The sequence below is a fragment of the Nostoc sp. UIC 10630 genome (assembly GCF_010747425.1).
In the GTDB taxonomy this organism is placed as follows: domain Bacteria; phylum Cyanobacteriota; class Cyanobacteriia; order Cyanobacteriales; family Nostocaceae; genus Nostoc.
In genome coordinates, this window is the sequence record NZ_JAAGOG010000019.1 from 29,560 (window position 1) to 45,784 (window position 16,225).

The window sequence follows — 16,225 nt, forward strand, 5'->3', positions numbered from 1 at the left end:
TGCTGACTTCTGCTTTCTTCCTTCTAACTTTTACCTTTGCTATATGGCCCGCGACTATTATGAAATCCTGGGTGTCTCTCGTGACACCGACAAAGAAGAACTCAAGCAAGCTTATCGCCGTTTAGCCCGGAAGTATCACCCAGATGTGAACAAAGAGCCGGGGGCGGAGGATCGCTTTAAAGAAATTAACCGCGCTTATGAGGTACTCTCGGAACCAGAAACCCGCGCTCGTTACGATCGCTTTGGGCCAGAGGGTGTGTCAGGTGCTGGCGCTGGCTTCCAAGATGTCGGCGATATGGGTGGTTTTGCCGATATTTTTGAAAGCATTTTTAGTGGCTTTGCTGGCGGTATGGGTAGTCCCACGCAACAGAGACGGCGCAGTGGGCCTGCGAGGGGCGATGATCTGCGACTAGACCTGAAGTTAGACTTTCGGGAAGCGGTATTTGGTGGCGAAAAAGAAATTCGTATTTCACATTTAGAAAATTGTGAAGTCTGTAGCGGTTCTGGTGCTAAACCTGGAACCCGCCCCCGGACTTGTTCGACTTGTAGCGGATCGGGTCAAGTCCGCCGTGTCACTAGAACACCCTTTGGCAGTTTCACCCAAGTCTCGACTTGTCCCACCTGTAATGGGACAGGGATGGTAATCGAAGACAAGTGTGATGCCTGTGATGGGAAGGGCGCCAATCAAGTCACCAAGAAACTCAAAATTACCATTCCAGCTGGGGTGGATAATGGCACTCGCTTGCGGATTTCTAGTGAAGGAGATGCCGGCCAACGTGGTGGTCCTCCTGGGGATTTATACGTTTACTTGTTCGTAAATGAGGACGAAGAATTCCAACGGGATGGGATTAATATTCTTTCGGAAATCAAAGTTAGCTACCTACAAGCGATTTTAGGTTGTCGGTTAGAGGTAGATACGGTAGATGGCCCTGTAGAACTGATTATTCCAGCTGGAACTCAGCCAAATACGGTAATGAAGTTAGAAAATCGCGGCGTACCTCGCTTGGGTAATCCTGTCAGTCGTGGGGATCACATGCTGAACGTATTAATTGATATTCCCAACAAAGTAACCCCAGAGGAGAGGGAACTTTTGGAGAAGCTGGCTAAAATTAAGGGAGATCGTACTGGTGAAGGCGGTCTAGGAGGATTTTTGGGAAATTTATTTAAGTAATGATGCCCTCTTCTCTGTTAACTCCCGATGCTCAACTTGATTTACGTGGCACTCCTTGCCCAATTAATTTTGTCCGGACAAAACTACGTCTGGAAAAAATGCCATTGGGAGGTTTGCTAGAAGTCTGGCTAGACCCAGGTGAGCCAATTGAGCAGGTTCCCGATAGCCTGATAATGGCAGGTTATGTGGTGGAACAAATTACAGACTGTACTAATTATTTTTCTCTGTTAGTGCGTCGTCCAGTTGCTGGCCAATGACAGGGGAAAATTTTGCTGAAACTGGACAGTTATTGGGTACGGTGCTTGCTGTACAGGCTAATTTTTACCGAGTACAGCTGGATCAAGAGCAGGGGGAGATGAGGGAGATGGGGGATCAAGATTCTCATCTTCCTTATCCCCCTCTCCTCCTCTGTACTCGCCGAACACGGCTGAAAAAAATCGGACAACAGGTGATGGTAGGCGATCGCGTTGTGGTTGAAGAGCCAGATTGGGCTGGAGGACGAGGAGCGATCGCTGATGTCTTACCCCGTCACAGCGAATTAGATCGTCCAGCGATCGCCAATGTCAACCAAATTTTATTGGTATTTGCCGTTGCCGATCCACCTTTGGAACCTTATCAACTGAGTCGGTTTCTGATTAAGGCTGAGTCTACTGGCTTGGATGTGCTTTTATGTTTGAATAAAAGTGATTTAATTTCACCACAGGAACAGCAGCAAGTTAGCGAGCGCCTACTTCGTTGGGGCTATCAACCAATATTTATTAGTGTCAAAGATGGTATAAATACTGAGCAAGCAGGCAGATATTTAAGCGATAAAATTACTGTCATTGCTGGGCCTTCCGGCGTTGGTAAATCCAGCTTGATTAATACGCTAATTGACTCGGCAAAGTTGCGCGTAGGAGAAGTTTCTGGCAAACTAGCTCGTGGTCGTCATACTACTCGCCATACAGAATTATTTGAGTTGCCTAGCGGTGGAATGCTTGCTGACACTCCCGGCTTTAATCAGCCGGATATGGATTGTATACCAGAAGAATTAATCCATTATTTCCCAGAAGCAAGAAAACGGTTAGCAGTTGCTAGCTGTCGGTTTAGTGATTGTCTGCATCGAGACGAGCCTGAGTGTGTGGTGCGGGGAGACTGGGAACGATATGAACATTATTTAGAATTTTTGGATGGTGCGATCGCTCATCAAACTCAGATGCACCAACAAGCCGATCCAGAATCCACCATGAAGTTAAAAAGCAAAGGCAAAGGGCAGAGTCAATACGAACCCAAGCTAGAAAGTAAAAAATATCGCCGAATTTCCCGCAAGACTCAGTTACAGGACTTGCAGGAATTATATCGCGATGAAGAATAAGGAGTGCGATGTCTACGACGGGATGTGCCTAGCCTACGCACTTCTATATAAAGGAAGACTTTACTTTGTCGGCTTTTTGGGCGATCAGTGCAACACTCATCTGGCTGCAAGTCTTGATCCAATATGTAATTATTCGGGTTTCTGGGTTGCGGGAATCACAGGTTTGTGAGTTTAAAGGCTGACTGGCAAACTTTGGGTTAGCACTTACCCGCAGTATCCCTCTTTTGTCACTTTCCGGGAGGGCGATTGCCAGAAGCCTCATGAGGCAATCAATACAAGCTATCCTATTAGAAAAAAATGGGTCTTGTATTTGTGATTAGAAAATAATCATGCGTAGGCGTAATCGCCTGCTATGCAAAAGCTCTAAAATTCAGCAATAGCAAATATATAAAAATTATTATTGCAAGATTATCTCATCAGATTTGGATTTATGATTTGCGATCGCGTAGCGTAAAGCCTTCTCTTCTCCTTCTCCTGTCGGAGACGCTGCGCGAACAGAGACGCTAACGTGTAGCTTGCTTCTACGAAGTGGTAGGAGAGGTTTGTCTACGATATCTTTAAGCACTATTACTTATTGACAAATTGTTCGTGATTCTAAACTGTCACTGATGCTCTTGAAGTAAACTCTCCCAGAAGGAGACACCAAAAGCGATCAGTAAAAACTGCCTCTGTTAGTAAACCTGAGTAAATATTTTCAGTACAGGCTTATACAATAAGCAAATAGGCAGGTTTTACAACTAGTTAACAACAACACGCAGTGGGTGCATAACGGCATAACATTGTTGTGTACGTACACACACTATCTTTAACTCAATTGAAAACTATTCTTACGATCCCCATAAAGTCTTAAAATATTGTTAATTTCAGCCAAACCTCTCGACCTTCAACTTACAAGTATCACCCCAAAATCACTATGTCTATCGGCTACGTCGCGCTTGTACTCCACGCACATCTGCCCTTCGTTCGTCACCCGGAAAGTGACTACGTGCTGGAGGAAGAATGGCTCTATGAAGCCATCACAGAAACCTACATTCCATTATTGAAAGTATTTGAAGGCTTAAAGCGAGACGGTATCGACTTTAAAATCACGATGAGCATGACACCTCCTCTCGTGTCAATGCTTCGCGATCCTCTGCTTCAAGAACGCTATGAAGCACACTTAGCCCAACTAGAAGAACTTATAGCACTAGAAGCAGAACATAATGTAAACAACGGGCATCTTCGTTATTTAGCCGAACATTACGCTACTGAGTTTAGCGAAGCGCGTCAGCTATGGGAACGCTACAACGGTGACTTGGTAACAGCTTTTAAGAAATTCCAAGACAGTAACAACCTGGAAATCATCACCTGTGGCGCTACTCACGGCTATTTGCCCTTGATGAAAATGTATCCAGAGGCGGTGTGGGCGCAAATCCAGGTAGCTTGCGAGCATTACGAGCAAAACTTTGGACAAGCACCCAGAGGAATTTGGTTGCCGGAATGTGCCTACTATGAAGGTTTAGACCGGATGCTAGCCGATGCGGGGTTACGCTACTTCCTCACAGATGGGCATGGCATTCTTTACGCCCGCCCCCGTCCGCGCTTTGGGACTTATGCGCCAATTTATACAGAAACTGGTGTTGCTGTTTTTGGTCGAGATCATGAATCTTCCCAACAGGTATGGTCTTCTGAAGTGGGCTATCCTGGAGCGGCGGAATATCGAGAATTTTACAAAGATTTGGGCTGGGAAGCAGAATATGAGTACATCAAGCCCTACATCATGCCCAATGGTCAACGGAAAAACACGGGCATTAAGTATCACAAAATTACAGGGCGTGGCTTAGGGCTATCAGATAAGGCACTCTACGATCCGTATTGGGCTAGGGAAAAGGCAGCAGAACACGCTGATAACTTTATGTATAACCGAGAGCGGCAATCTGAGCATCTCTATGGTATAATGCAGCGTCCGCCAATTATCGTTTCGCCTTATGACGCAGAGTTATTTGGGCATTGGTGGTATGAAGGCCCCTGGTTCATCGATTACCTATTCCGCAAATCGTGGTATGACCAAAAAACATATCAAATGACCCATTTAGCAGACTATTTGCGAGATCAGCCAACTCAGCAAGTCTGTCGTCCTTCACAGTCGAGTTGGGGTTTCAAGGGTTTCCACGAATATTGGTTGAACGAAACCAATGCATGGATTTATCCGCATTTGCACAAAGCTGCTGAAAGGATGATTGAAATCTCGCATTTGGAACCAGAGGATGAATTGCAGTGGAAAGCGCTTAACCAAGCGGCGCGGGAACTGCTATTAGCACAATCTTCTGACTGGGCATTTATTATGCGGACAGGAACAATGGTACCCTATGCAATTAGACGGACGCGATCGCACCTGATGCGCTTCAATAAGCTCTACGAAGATGTGAAAGTTGGCAAAGTTGACAGTGGTTGGTTGGAAAAAGTCGAGTTAATGGATAATATCTTCCCCGAAATCAACTATCGCGTCTATCGTCCGCTATAGTCTCACAAAAAATAATCAACAGCAGTAGGGTGGGCATTACTCACCCTATATTATTAGCTAAAAGCTATCTGGATCAATATTTAATTCTCGGAGTTTAGCAGCTAATCTTTGCGCTTTTTCTTCTGCGGCTTGTCGTGCAGTTGCTTCTTCTTCATGAGTTAGCAGTGTTTGACCTGTAGCTGGATTGTAAAAACGTAGTTTTCCTGCTTCCAGGCGTAACTCTAGCCCCAAAACTTCACTGGGTACAGATACTGTACCATCTGGCAGGATATTGGCTGCCACTGGGAAATAATTTCCATCGACCAACTGTAAACCCTGAAGTTGGGGATTGAGATAATCGCCTGTGGGGTCATATTGGAAATATTCACGTACTCCCAGAAAGGCGTAAATTCCTTTCTTTGCACCTTGGTCTTTGCTGCGGGTGGTTTTTGAGGTAATCTCTAGAACAAAATCTGGGGTTTGATTATTTTCTTCCCAGGTTTTGTAAGAGCGTCTGTCACGGTTTTCCACTCCAAAGACTACAAATACATCTGGGGCTACGACTGATTCTGGATAACCTTTTTCGTAGTAAATAAATAGATTACCAGCGACGTATACATCTGGATGATTTTGAAAATAAATTTCCAGCACAGTGGTAGCGTATACGAGACACTTGCGCTGTAAATCACCTTCAGCCATCGGCCTACCATCCTCATCTGGGTACTCAATCGGGGTAACGGGGATATACTCTACTGAGGCTGTCATGGTCAGATACCTCAACTTAACTAGGGCTAGATTCAATAATATCGCTCAAAATCCTATCGCCATGATTTGGGGGCTGTGAAATCATCAAAAATTCCAAATTACAGTCGCTTTCATTGAGCATCTGATGAGGAACATTAGGCGGAATTTCTACACCTTCATGTTGAGAAAGTACTTGATGGGAACCATCGATTTCTAAGGTTGCCTTTCCAGATAAGATAAAGAAAAACTGGTGTGAGCGCTGGTGATAGTGTCTGACTTCTGAGGTTCCTGGCGGCATAAGTTCTTGAATCACGCTCAACTCTGGATGCTTAACAAGATGCCAGCCATGACAATTATTACCCCACAGATAATGCTCGGCAGTTTCTTTGTTAATCATTTGCTGTGCGTTTCAAGTTTTGGGTATCAAAAAGTCTGCCATCCATTACAAGTAAATGCAGCCATTAGTCTATAACTACATCAGCTAGTAAATCATCCATTTTATCGCTTATTTATTGAGTATAAGGAACAAGTTTAGAAGGGTTCTGCATAGCATCTTTCATCAAAAAGTTAGGGAAGAGGCTCATCATAATTAGTGCCCTCATCTTCATCAGCTTCACCAACATTATTGGTTTATTCTTACTTTGAACTGAGCGTAGAACTCTTTGGGAGCCTCATCGAAATACTTAAATAGAGCAGGGCAAAGCCATCCTTCCCGGTCTAAATCTGCACTGTAATACCAGTTACCTCCATATTCTTCACGCCGCCAGTCAAACTTGATCTGATAGCCAGGAAAGGGAGATGCAGAAAATACCAAACTGAACCCTGACTCTGCATCTGGAATCTGTGCCACCATTCTTTCGATAATTTCGTCTGCCCCTGCCACGAAAGGTTCTCTAACTAGACCTAAATTTTCATCGTCAAACACCCACATCTCGCCGAACTTATAGGGATGAATAACCATGATTGAGTTCATAAAGTTTACTAGCAGTTAATAGCGTTTCATTTTAATAATGATATAAATACGTTGGTAGGCGTACAGAAATTTGTATAAGTCCCAAATTTCTAAATTTCATGTAACTAACATTAAAAAAGACAGGCTTGTTGCCTGTCCTACAAATAATGATTTAGCAAAGAATTTAGAAATTCATTTCAGCAGCTTGAACTTTCTCAACCTGCTTCTTCTTCAGCACAAGCATAACTTGAGCCAACATTACAAGAGCGACGAACGCAATCATCCATTTGACTCTAGAGGAATCTTGCAGTACGATTTCTGCATCTATTTGACCGAATCCACCGACGTTCGGGTTGTTGGTCAAAGCATCACCAGTCTTAACTGCTTGCCCTTCGGAAACAATCAGGTCTGGACCTAAAGGAACCGTATCAACAACAACATCACCAGATTCAGGTTGGATGTTTACTAGATATTTGACGTTACCATCTCCATCTTCCTCTTTGGCAATCTTGGTAATTGTGCCAGTCGCGGAAGCGTTGTAAACAGAGTTGTTGCTCTTTTCGCCAGTAGGATAAACTTGTCCGCGTCCCCGATTACCACCTACGTGAACTGAATATTTACCGAAGTGGATGTTTTTGTCGGTTGCGGGATTGGGAGAAAGAACTGGGAAGATGATTTCCTGATACTGTTCACCAGGTAAGGGGCCGACGATGACGACATTTTCTTTATCTTCGCTGTAGGGTTGGAAGGCAGTGTCGCCAATTTCTTCTTTAAGTTCCTCAGAAATACGGTCTTCGGGAGCAATCTTAAAGCCTTCAGGTAGCATCAGTACAGCACCGACGTTCAAGCCAACCTTAGAACCATCGGCACCAACTTGCTGGGCGGACAGATCGTAAGGGATTTTCACTATAGCTTTGAATACAGTGTCAGGTAGAACCGATTGAGGAACTTCTACTTCTGTAACTTTGGCGGCTAGGTGACAGTTGGCACAAACAATCCGCCCGGTTGGTTCGCGGGGGGTTTCGGGATAGGTTTGCTGTGCCCAAAATGGATAGGCGGCAGCTGATTGGGGAAGGGCTAGATCGCTGGTGAAGTAAAATGTCACAGTGGCGATCGCTATGAGCAATGTTTTTACGATCGCTCTAGCACTGCGAGTTAACCTCGCTGTTCGGAAAACATTTCTCATCTCTAATAAGGGCAACGATTGAATTTGTCATTAGTCATTGGTCATTAGTCATTAGTCATTAAGCCCTGAACAAAGGACGAATGACTAAGAACTAAGGACAAAATTATTAACTCCACCAAGGAGCATCACCGGTGCGGAAGTCGGTTTCAGTCCAAGGGGTCAAAACGATTTTGTCGTCGCTTACATTGGTATGGGCTAAAGCCAAAGACAGTGGTGCTGGGCCCCGAACAACCTTACCAGTTTCGTCATACTGGGAACCATGACAAGGACATTTAAATTTGTTCTCAGCAACGTTCCAGGGGACGACACAACCTAAGTGGGTGCAGATGGCGTTAATGCCATAATCTTTGATCGCTTCTTTGCTGTCTACCACAATATAGGTGGGATCTCCCTTTAGCCCTTGGACTAGGTTGCGATCGCCTGCATTCCGGTTTTCTAGAAATTTGGTGACGCTAACATCGTTACCTAGCTCATCTTTTGCCGTTGTACCGCCACCAGCACCACCAGCAGCCGGTGGAATAAAGTAGTTGACAACGGGATACAATGCACCCAGAGCTACTCCAGTGACAGTCCCAAAAGTGAGCAGATTCATGAACTGACGACGACCCATATCGGGCACGTCTGCTGATTCAGAAAATTGAGCCATAATCTACGCGCTCTTTGTGTATTTTGTTAAGCATTTTGACAAAAGTACTGTACTTGAGGAACTCTTGTCTAAGTCGAAATGCTAGCGCTCACAACGATGCCATACTTCTTTGTTCCAAGATATAAAAAGCATCTTTTCTGTTAGCATTACATTTCTTTATATCCTTATCATACTGGAGTCACGGAACTTAACATCATAACTAAATGTAAAATCTGATTGAGAAAAGCTATGACAGGACAGGAATTACGTCAGATGTTGCTTGATAAGTGGGGATATTCTTATGATGTCCAGTTCCGGCGGGCACAGGGAAAGATATTTTTGCAAGTAATGTGGAAATACGTGGAGCAAGCTTCTTTTCCCTTGAGCGAGGCGGAATACCAAGAGCATCTTGACAGCATTGCTAATTATCTCCATGCTTTGGGCGGGTCAACACAAGTACAAACATTTATTGCCCAAACACGCGATCGCCCCCGCCTCGGTAAGGCTGTTAGCATTCCTCTAGATTTGGGTGAACGTTCTTCAGAATGGATATTGTGACCAAGTTTTTCTTCCTTTTCCCTTTCTGGTAATAGCTAATTAAACTAATTCCAGGCAATTCTCCTTGTCTGAATTTTTAACTTACATATTCACAACTTTTTGATTTCCCAAATCGCTTATCTTAAGCTATGCAGTCACCAAATCCGATCTCACTCGACTCGCTGACCCCTTCATTACTAACGGCTTTAGAAGTGTGCAGTGATGAATCGGTGTATGCTCCGGGCTATATTCAGCCGCATGGAATTTTGCTGATGCTGCAAGAGCCACACCTTAGAATCTTGCAGATTAGCGAAAATGTGGAACAGTTTTTTGGGATTTCGGCAGAAGCATTGCTGGGTCAACCATTGCAACGATTGTTTTCTGGCGATCAAGTGCAGCGACTTGCTGGGTATCTAGCTCAAGATAACCTGGAGCTTTGCAATCCGTTTCAACTAAAAACGCGGCGGAGGGTTGCCCAAACTGATTGGCAACAGAAAAATCAAATATTCACAGGTATAATGTACCGGATGATAGATGGGTTGATCCTGGAATTAGAACCTCAGCAATCCAGCAACAGCATTCATTCAACCCAGTTCTATCACCGTCTACAAGGGGCGATCGCCAATCTCCGTAATGCCACTAACCTAAAAAATATGGCTCAAACCCTTGCCAGAGATGTGAAAAGAATGACTGGGTTTGATCGGGTGATGGTCTACCGCTTTAAGGCAGACGACAGTGGTGTGGTGATTGCGGAGCAGAAACAGAGGCATTTAGAAAGCTACTTGGGACTGCACTATATGGCGACAGATATTCCCGCACCAGCCCGCAAGTTGTTTTGCCGCAAGTTGATACGATTCATTCCTGATGTCAATTACACCCCGATCCCCCTGATTCCCAGCAACTATCCTCTGACGGATACACCCCTGGATCTGAGTAATTCTGTGTTACGAGGAGTGTCTCACTATCACATTGAATACTTACAAAACATGGGGGTTGCTGGGTCGATGACGATTTCGTTGCTCAACGACAAACGTCTCTGGGGATTAATTGCCTGTCACCACTCCAGCCCGAAACTAGTGGATTATGAAACTCGCAAAGCCTGTGAATTTTTAGGACAGTTTGCCTCAATTGAACTGGTGCATAAGCAAGAACAAGAATTGCATTTTTACCGAACACGGGTGAAAAGGATTCAGAATGAACTGCAACAAACATTATTGCAAGAGTCCAATTTTATTGAGCAAGTGTTGAGCCGAAATACTTTTCAATTACTGGAGCTAGTTCATGCTCAAGGAGCGGCGATTTCACTTGACGGTCATCTGACATTAGTTGGTCAAACGCCATCGATTACCCAAGTACAGGATCTGGTGACGTGGTTAGTGCAACACCAGGGGGAACAAGTGTTTACGACTGATTCCCTCTCACGTTTATATCCAGAAGCGAAGGCATTTAAAGATCAAGCTAGCGGCATCCTCGCAATTTCAATTTTATTCAATCATGTTAAACAAAAGTCTTACCACATTATCTGGTTTCGACCAGAGCAAATCCAGACAGTGAATTGGGTCGGCAACCCCCAGGATACAGTGAAAATCAATGAAATTGGAGAGATGGAATTGTGTCCCCGAAAGTCGTTTGAACTGTGGAAGGAAACCGTGAGAGAAACTTCCTTGCCTTGGGAAATGGCCGAACTAGAAGCCGCTAGTGAGATGCGAAATACGCTGATGTTGGCACTGCTGGAGTTTTCCCAGATAGCCCTAGAAGAAGCGGCAGAACAAGCCGCGATCGCTAACCGTGCCAAAAGCCAGTTCCTCGCTAAAATGAGCCACGAACTGCGAACTCCTCTCAATGCCATTTTGGGATTTACTCAGTTGATGAACCGCAGCAACAAGATTCCATCTGAGTTTCAAGAAGATTTAGACATCATTAGCCGCAGTGGAGAACACTTGCTAACCTTGATCAACGATGTGTTGGAAATGTCCAAAATTGAAGCGGGTCAGTTACAGCTAACGGAAAATTGTTTCGATTTGCATCAATTAATCTACTCCATCAGAGATATGGTTGCCCTCAAAGCTTTAGAGAAAGGAATTGATTTGAGAACACAACAGCATACCAGCGTTCCTCGCTATGTGTATGGTGACGAATCAAAACTGCGCCAAATTCTGCTCAACCTATTAAGCAATGCGATCAAATTTACGACAACAGGTAATGTCAGCCTGCGATTACAAGTTTTGACCGGGAGAGTGTCCAGCATCAACTCACTTGATTCAACAGAACGCAGTCCCTCTATTTATACCGATGATTCCAAACCAATCATCACCCTTCATGTCGAAGTTGAAGATACTGGATGTGGTATCGCTCAGTCTGATTTGGAAAATGTGTTTGCGGCCTTCATGCAAACAGAACTAGGTCGCCATAATCAAGGTACAGGTTTAGGCTTATCGATTAGCCGTCAGTTTGCCCGTTTAATGGGTGGTGATATTACAGTGCGAAGCACCCTAAATCAGGGGTCTACTTTTATTTGTGAGGTTTTACTGAGTCTGGGCAACTCAATAGATATCATCGCGCCGGAAACGACTCGCACTGTTATCGGTCTAGAACCCGGACAGCCCACTTATCGCATTTTGGTGGTGGAAGACTTTCAAGAAAATCGTCAGTTGCTCATCAGGCTATTGGAATCAGTTGGGTTCGAGGTCTGTGCTGCCGAGAACGGAAATGAAGCGATCGCGCTCTGGGAAAAGTGGCACCCCCACCTAATTTTAATGGACATTCAAATGCCCGTGGTGGATGGCTACGAAATTACCCGACAAATTCGAGCGGGGGAAAGAGGTAAAGACGTGGTGATTATTGCGGTGACGGCTTATGCCTTTGAGGAAGACTATACCACCAGCATTCAAGTAGGCTGCAACGACCACATTAATAAACCATTTATAGAAGCTATCCTATTTGAGAAGATTGCACACTACTTAAGAGTCCGCTACTGCTACCGTGAAAAAGTTTTACCGGGGTTAGACCAGCAAAATTTACTTCAGAAATCCCTAACAGCTAAAGATTTACAGGTAATGTCGCCAGAGTGGATTATTCAGGTGCATCAAGCAGCTTTGGATCTTAACGATGCCGAACTCTACAATCTCATCACTCAAATCCCTAACCAGGAGCAAGTTCTCGTCAATGCTCTGAAATATCTGGTGGAGAACTTCGAGTTGGAAGCGATCGCAACTCTCACCCAAACTCAGTAAAAAGATTATGGCTAATTTACTTAAATCCCCTTCGGAAACGAATATCCTGATCGTGGACGATACCCCCGATAATCTACGGTTGTTAACCAAAATACTAGAGTTACAGGGTTATACCATCCGTAAATCCATCAATGGGAGAATGGCATTACAAGCTGCCGAGCGACATCCACCGGATCTAATTCTGCTTGACATCAATATGCCCGAAATGAATGGCTATGAAGTTTGTCAACAGTTGAAAGCATCAAAAACAACAGAGCAAATTCCGATTATTTTTATTAGTGCCCTTGACCAAATTAATGATAAAGTTCAGGCTTTTGAACTGGGCGGAAAAGACTATATCACCAAACCATTTCAAGAACTTGAAGTGCTAATGCGAGTCAGAAATCAGCTACTCATCAAACAGCAACATCAACAACTTCTTGAGCAAAATCAACGCCTAGAGCATGAAATTCAGGAACGCCTGAAGGCTGAAGCAGAGGTAAGGCAGCTATCTTTAACTGATGAATTGACAGGATTATATAATCGACGTGGTTTCTTTTGGCTGGCAAATCATCAATTCAAAATTGCCCGACGTACAGAAATATTTTGCTGTCTTTTGTTTGTTGATTTAGATGGTTTAAAGCAGATTAATGATTCTCTAGGACATGAAATAGGAGACAGAGCGATCGTTGACACAGCCCAATTACTAAAACAAAGCTTCCGTGAGTCGGATGTTATTGCCCGTATAGGAGGAGATGAGTTTGTAATATTTGTTCCTGTCTGCTCCCCAGGCAATACAGATGAATTTCGTCCGCGATTGCAAGAAAATATTGAGCGCTTTAATCAAGAGCATAATTACTCATATCAACTATCCATAAGTGTTGGTGCTACCCAATGTGCTTTAAATGAAAACGTTTCACTAGAACAATTGCTAGAAGAGGCTGACAAGCTCATGTATGAGCATAAACGTGCTAAACGCCTCGTAACTTAACAAAAAATAAATATTGGCATCAGTTGCCAGAATTCAATTCTGAATTCTGTATAACTGGTAAGCCAACGCTGGGATTAAAATTTTTTACCTATTCTATATTACTTATTCCAAATGTTATTTACCTGTGAGCTTCACCAGCCCAACACCACCGAAATAAAGCCCTAAAACGGCTCCTGCTAAAAGACTTTGAGTTAGAGGATCGGTAGAAGGTGTAAGTACGGCTCCTAAAACTACTGCTCCCATAATCACGTAACGCCAACCAGAAACCATCCGTTCAGACGAGACAATATTCAAATTACCAAGCAACAATTGGATGATGGGAATTTGAAATGCTAAACCAGTGCTGAATAAAAGTAGCAGCACAAATTCAAAATATTTATCTATTGACCAAAGTTGTTCAACTACATCTGCTCCGTAGCTGATGAAAAATTTCAATGCTGCGGGGATAAGGAGTAAATAAGCAAATGCTAAACCCGCGCCAAACAGTACACTTGAACCCAAAACCACAGGCCCCAGTAAACGGCGTTCGCGGCGAGTCAGTCCTGGAAGCACAAATTGGATAATTTGGTAAAGAATAAAAGGACTAGAAAGTACTAAACCAGTGTAGGCTGCAACTTTGAAGGAGACAAAGAAATATTCTCCAGGTGCAAGTTGGAGAAATTTTACTCCTTGCGCTGGAACCTCAAGCAGTTGAACAATCGGCTTAACGGCAAAGAAACAGCCAATAATACCTATCGCTACGGCAATCAGCGAATAGAAAATGCGCTGTCGTAACTCTTCTAGGTGGTCGAAAAGGGACATTTCGACTTCATCGGGCAACTCATTAAGAGGATCTGTGTCTGAATTGCCATATCCTTCTGGATCGATGTTGGGAACGTTTACAGTATCTACGTCTTGTAAAGGCGGCATGAGTCAGCTAGTAGGCAACATTTATAACCGAGTGCTAAGTAATAAGCAAGATTTTTTACTCAGGACTTGGAACTCAGCACTCTTCATTATTTTATCCGGGGAATGCAGCTACCAAGATATGTTTTTGGATGCTGTGGGTTTTTTGTCCTGTTTTTTAGGGTTGCATCTGCATAAGTTAGTAGGAAGCCATCTTGTAGGCAATGCCTAACCTAAAAAAGGGTGGAACTGATAATTTAGAAATCACGTCTCTGCGGCTAGTAGTCTGTCTAACTTGTTTTGATGGTTTGTGGTAAGCATTTTAGTGCAAGAATAAGGGCTAAAATCCTTGCTAAGAGATTGTTTACCCATCAATTTCAAGTTGATACACGACTAGTAGTGCTGGGTAAATTCACACAACATCAACATATAATACTCAGTTTTAAAAATCCGGTTCATCAAGGTGGCATCTATACATACATAGCGCAATCGGAAATTTTTAGCTGAGGTTGAGTATGAAACGGACAATTTGCATTGTCATGATGGCATTGCCTGTTTATTTATACAATGTTGGGCTAAGTAATAGTCTTAGTAGTGATGTGACAATTGTCAAAAACCAGCCTCCGATAATAGCTGCTCTAATTGCTTACAGTACAAATGCTCCGTCACGCATATTACCTTGGCAAATATCAGCTAGAGATGACCAAACTGAAGATTGTCTTCGGGCTGGTACTTGCAAAGATTGATACTAATTGGGAATTGGGAATTGGGAATTGGTAGTCCAAATTATAAAAAAAGAAAATTAATGGTTTTAGAACATCAACGTACAGTGGTGGTTACGGGAGCATCAACAGGAATTGGCCAAGCGTGTGCTTTGCTTTTAGACCAGTTGGGCTTCTCTGTTTTTGCTGGCGTGCGTCAAGATATTGATGCTCAAACACTTAAGCAGAAAGGATCACCAAGACTGATTCCAATTTTTTTAGATGTTACTGATGCTGAATCGATCGCAGCTGCGGTTGATAAGGTAACAAATGAAGTCGGTGGTACTGGAATTTTAGGTTTGGTGAATAATGCCGGAATCGCTATCCCTGGGCCTTTAGAATTATTAGCGATCGCAGAATTTCAACACCAAATGCAGGTTAATGTCACCGGACAATTAGCAGTGACACAAGCATTTCTTGGCCTTTTACGCCAAAGTCGGGGCCGAATTGTCAATATGGGTTCCATTGCTGGTAGGAGTCCTACGCCGTTCTTAGGAGCTTACAATGCTTCTAAGTTTGCCTTGGAAGCACTCACTGATGTCATGCGGATGGAATTACGTCCTTGGGGAATCTCGGTTTCAATTATTGAACCTGGTTCCATCGCTACCCCAATTTGGGAAAAGTCCCTAAGTCAATCGGAAGTAGCACAGCACGATTTACCACAATCGGCACAAAATCTCTACGGTCAAGCAATGAATATTGTCCGCAAGAAAATGCAGATTCTCGCATCTAAGGGAATTTCTGCGGATATTGTCGCTCAGACTGTTGTTCATGCGCTCACTGCAAAGCAACCTAAGACGCGCTATCTGGTTGGTTCAGATGCCAAACTCGGAGCAGTGCTAAAGCATATTTTGCCTGATAAGCTACATGACCAGATAATTTTATACTCAATGGGATTGTAGATTAGCGATCGTCAATACTTCAGGGCTAGGGCGTGTTTTCAAACTACTCGTTTAGCCTCCTAATTTTTTAGATCCCCCTAAATCCCCCTTAAAAAGGGGGACTTGAAGAGATTTTTAGCTCCCCTTAGAAAGGGGGGTTGGGGGGAGCTAAAACTTTGGAAACACGCCCTAGTCACTCTGAATTCAAAAGCTGTTATGAACAAAAACATGATTTTATTGATGAAAATTATGCTTTTCATCAACAAAATCGTTCTGGTCATCAACAAAATCGTTCTGGTCATCAACAAAATCGTTTTGGTCATCAACAAAATCGTTCTTGTCATCAATAAAATCGTTATTTTTGTAACTAGAGGCAGGAATCTAGTCAAAAATTAACTCTAAATTAAAGTTGTAATTAACCAACGCTTTTGCTAAAAGTCTTAT

General features: G+C 43.6%; 18 protein-coding genes. 11 read left to right on the forward strand and 7 right to left on the reverse strand.

Features of this window, described 5'->3' with window-relative positions; translation table 11 throughout:
• The first annotated feature begins 43 nt into the window (after positions 1-43).
• From dnaJ to G1O98_RS07615, 4 genes are read left to right on the forward strand one after another with little or no spacing between them, the layout of a single operon-like run.
• Positions 44-1,171: a molecular chaperone DnaJ gene (dnaJ, locus tag G1O98_RS07600; protein ID WP_114080201.1), complete on the forward strand. Its 1,128-nt coding sequence runs from the start codon at positions 44-46 to the stop codon at positions 1,169-1,171.
• Positions 1,171-1,428, forward strand: a complete 258-nt coding sequence (locus G1O98_RS07605) for a sulfurtransferase TusA family protein (protein ID WP_163928143.1) — start codon at positions 1,171-1,173, stop codon at positions 1,426-1,428. Before dnaJ ends, G1O98_RS07605 begins: the two co-directional genes overlap by 1 nt.
• Complete coding sequence (gene rsgA, locus G1O98_RS07610) at positions 1,425-2,525, forward strand: small ribosomal subunit biogenesis GTPase RsgA (protein WP_163928145.1); 1,101 nt, start codon at positions 1,425-1,427, stop codon at positions 2,523-2,525. The genes G1O98_RS07605 and rsgA overlap by 4 nt, the downstream gene beginning before the upstream one ends.
• Positions 2,515-2,694: a hypothetical protein gene (locus G1O98_RS07615; protein WP_163928147.1), complete on the forward strand. Its 180-nt coding sequence runs from the start codon at positions 2,515-2,517 to the stop codon at positions 2,692-2,694. The genes rsgA and G1O98_RS07615 overlap by 11 nt, the downstream gene beginning before the upstream one ends.
• A gap of 228 nt (positions 2,695-2,922) precedes the next feature.
• On the opposite strand, the gene G1O98_RS07620 is transcribed toward G1O98_RS07615, so the two are convergent.
• Positions 2,923-3,090, reverse strand: a complete 168-nt coding sequence (locus G1O98_RS07620) for a hypothetical protein (RefSeq protein WP_163928149.1) — start codon at positions 3,088-3,090, stop codon at positions 2,923-2,925.
• A gap of 348 nt (positions 3,091-3,438) precedes the next feature.
• Between G1O98_RS07620 and G1O98_RS07625 the strand changes: the two genes are divergently transcribed.
• Positions 3,439-5,028 carry a glycoside hydrolase family 57 protein gene (locus G1O98_RS07625; RefSeq protein WP_163928151.1) on the forward strand — a complete coding sequence of 530 codons (1,590 nt, stop codon included), beginning with the start codon at positions 3,439-3,441 and terminating at the stop codon, positions 5,026-5,028.
• A gap of 57 nt (positions 5,029-5,085) precedes the next feature.
• Here G1O98_RS07625 and G1O98_RS07630 read toward each other — a convergent pair whose 3' ends face one another.
• The 5 genes from G1O98_RS07630 to petC all read right to left on the reverse strand — a co-directional run bounded on the left by G1O98_RS07630 (position 5,086) and on the right by petC (position 8,535).
• Complete coding sequence (locus G1O98_RS07630) at positions 5,086-5,772, reverse strand: Uma2 family endonuclease (RefSeq protein WP_163928153.1); 687 nt, start codon at positions 5,770-5,772, stop codon at positions 5,086-5,088.
• A gap of 16 nt (positions 5,773-5,788) precedes the next feature.
• Positions 5,789-6,148 carry a cupin domain-containing protein gene (locus tag G1O98_RS07635; RefSeq protein WP_163928155.1) on the reverse strand — a complete coding sequence of 120 codons (360 nt, stop codon included), beginning with the start codon at positions 6,146-6,148 and terminating at the stop codon, positions 5,789-5,791.
• Between the two features lie 225 nt (positions 6,149-6,373).
• Positions 6,374-6,724 (reverse strand): DUF6717 family protein, encoded by a 351-nt coding sequence (locus tag G1O98_RS07640; RefSeq protein ID WP_163928157.1) that lies wholly within the window; start codon positions 6,722-6,724, stop codon positions 6,374-6,376.
• 163 nt (positions 6,725-6,887) lie between these two features.
• Complete coding sequence (gene petA / locus G1O98_RS07645; RefSeq protein WP_163928159.1) at positions 6,888-7,889, reverse strand: cytochrome f; 1,002 nt, start codon at positions 7,887-7,889, stop codon at positions 6,888-6,890.
• Between the two features lie 106 nt (positions 7,890-7,995).
• Entirely contained in the window at positions 7,996-8,535 is a 540-nt protein-coding gene (gene petC / locus G1O98_RS07650; protein ID WP_114080194.1) for a cytochrome b6-f complex iron-sulfur subunit, read from the reverse strand.
• A gap of 228 nt (positions 8,536-8,763) precedes the next feature.
• On the opposite strand from petC, the gene G1O98_RS07655 reads away from it, so the two are divergent.
• From G1O98_RS07655 to G1O98_RS07665, 3 genes are all read left to right on the forward strand, one after another.
• The gene (locus G1O98_RS07655) at positions 8,764-9,072 is read left to right on the forward strand and encodes a DUF3067 family protein (RefSeq protein ID WP_163928162.1); all 309 of its coding nucleotides are present in this window, start codon (positions 8,764-8,766) and stop codon (positions 9,070-9,072) included.
• Between the two features lie 128 nt (positions 9,073-9,200).
• Complete coding sequence (locus tag G1O98_RS07660; RefSeq protein WP_163928163.1) at positions 9,201-12,284, forward strand: response regulator; 3,084 nt, start codon at positions 9,201-9,203, stop codon at positions 12,282-12,284.
• A gap of 7 nt (positions 12,285-12,291) precedes the next feature.
• The gene (locus G1O98_RS07665; RefSeq protein ID WP_163928165.1) at positions 12,292-13,254 is read left to right on the forward strand and encodes a diguanylate cyclase; all 963 of its coding nucleotides are present in this window, start codon (positions 12,292-12,294) and stop codon (positions 13,252-13,254) included.
• A 114-nt stretch (positions 13,255-13,368) separates the two neighbouring features.
• Here the strand turns inward: G1O98_RS07665 and tatC are convergent, their stop codons facing one another.
• A complete protein-coding gene (gene tatC / locus G1O98_RS07670; RefSeq protein ID WP_114080191.1) occupies positions 13,369-14,163 on the reverse strand; it encodes a twin-arginine translocase subunit TatC in 795 nt (264 codons plus the stop codon).
• A 491-nt stretch (positions 14,164-14,654) separates the two neighbouring features.
• Between tatC and G1O98_RS07675 the strand changes: the two genes are divergently transcribed.
• The 3 genes from G1O98_RS07675 to G1O98_RS07685 all read left to right on the forward strand — a co-directional run bounded on the left by G1O98_RS07675 (position 14,655) and on the right by G1O98_RS07685 (position 16,131).
• Positions 14,655-14,885: a hypothetical protein gene (locus G1O98_RS07675; RefSeq protein WP_083782292.1), complete on the forward strand. Its 231-nt coding sequence runs from the start codon at positions 14,655-14,657 to the stop codon at positions 14,883-14,885.
• 59 nt (positions 14,886-14,944) lie between these two features.
• The gene (locus G1O98_RS07680) at positions 14,945-15,802 is read left to right on the forward strand and encodes an SDR family oxidoreductase (protein ID WP_163928166.1); all 858 of its coding nucleotides are present in this window, start codon (positions 14,945-14,947) and stop codon (positions 15,800-15,802) included.
• Positions 15,803-15,957: 155 nt separating this feature from the next.
• Positions 15,958-16,131: a hypothetical protein gene (locus G1O98_RS07685; RefSeq protein ID WP_163928168.1), complete on the forward strand. Its 174-nt coding sequence runs from the start codon at positions 15,958-15,960 to the stop codon at positions 16,129-16,131.
• The last annotated feature ends 94 nt before the right edge of the window (positions 16,132-16,225 follow it).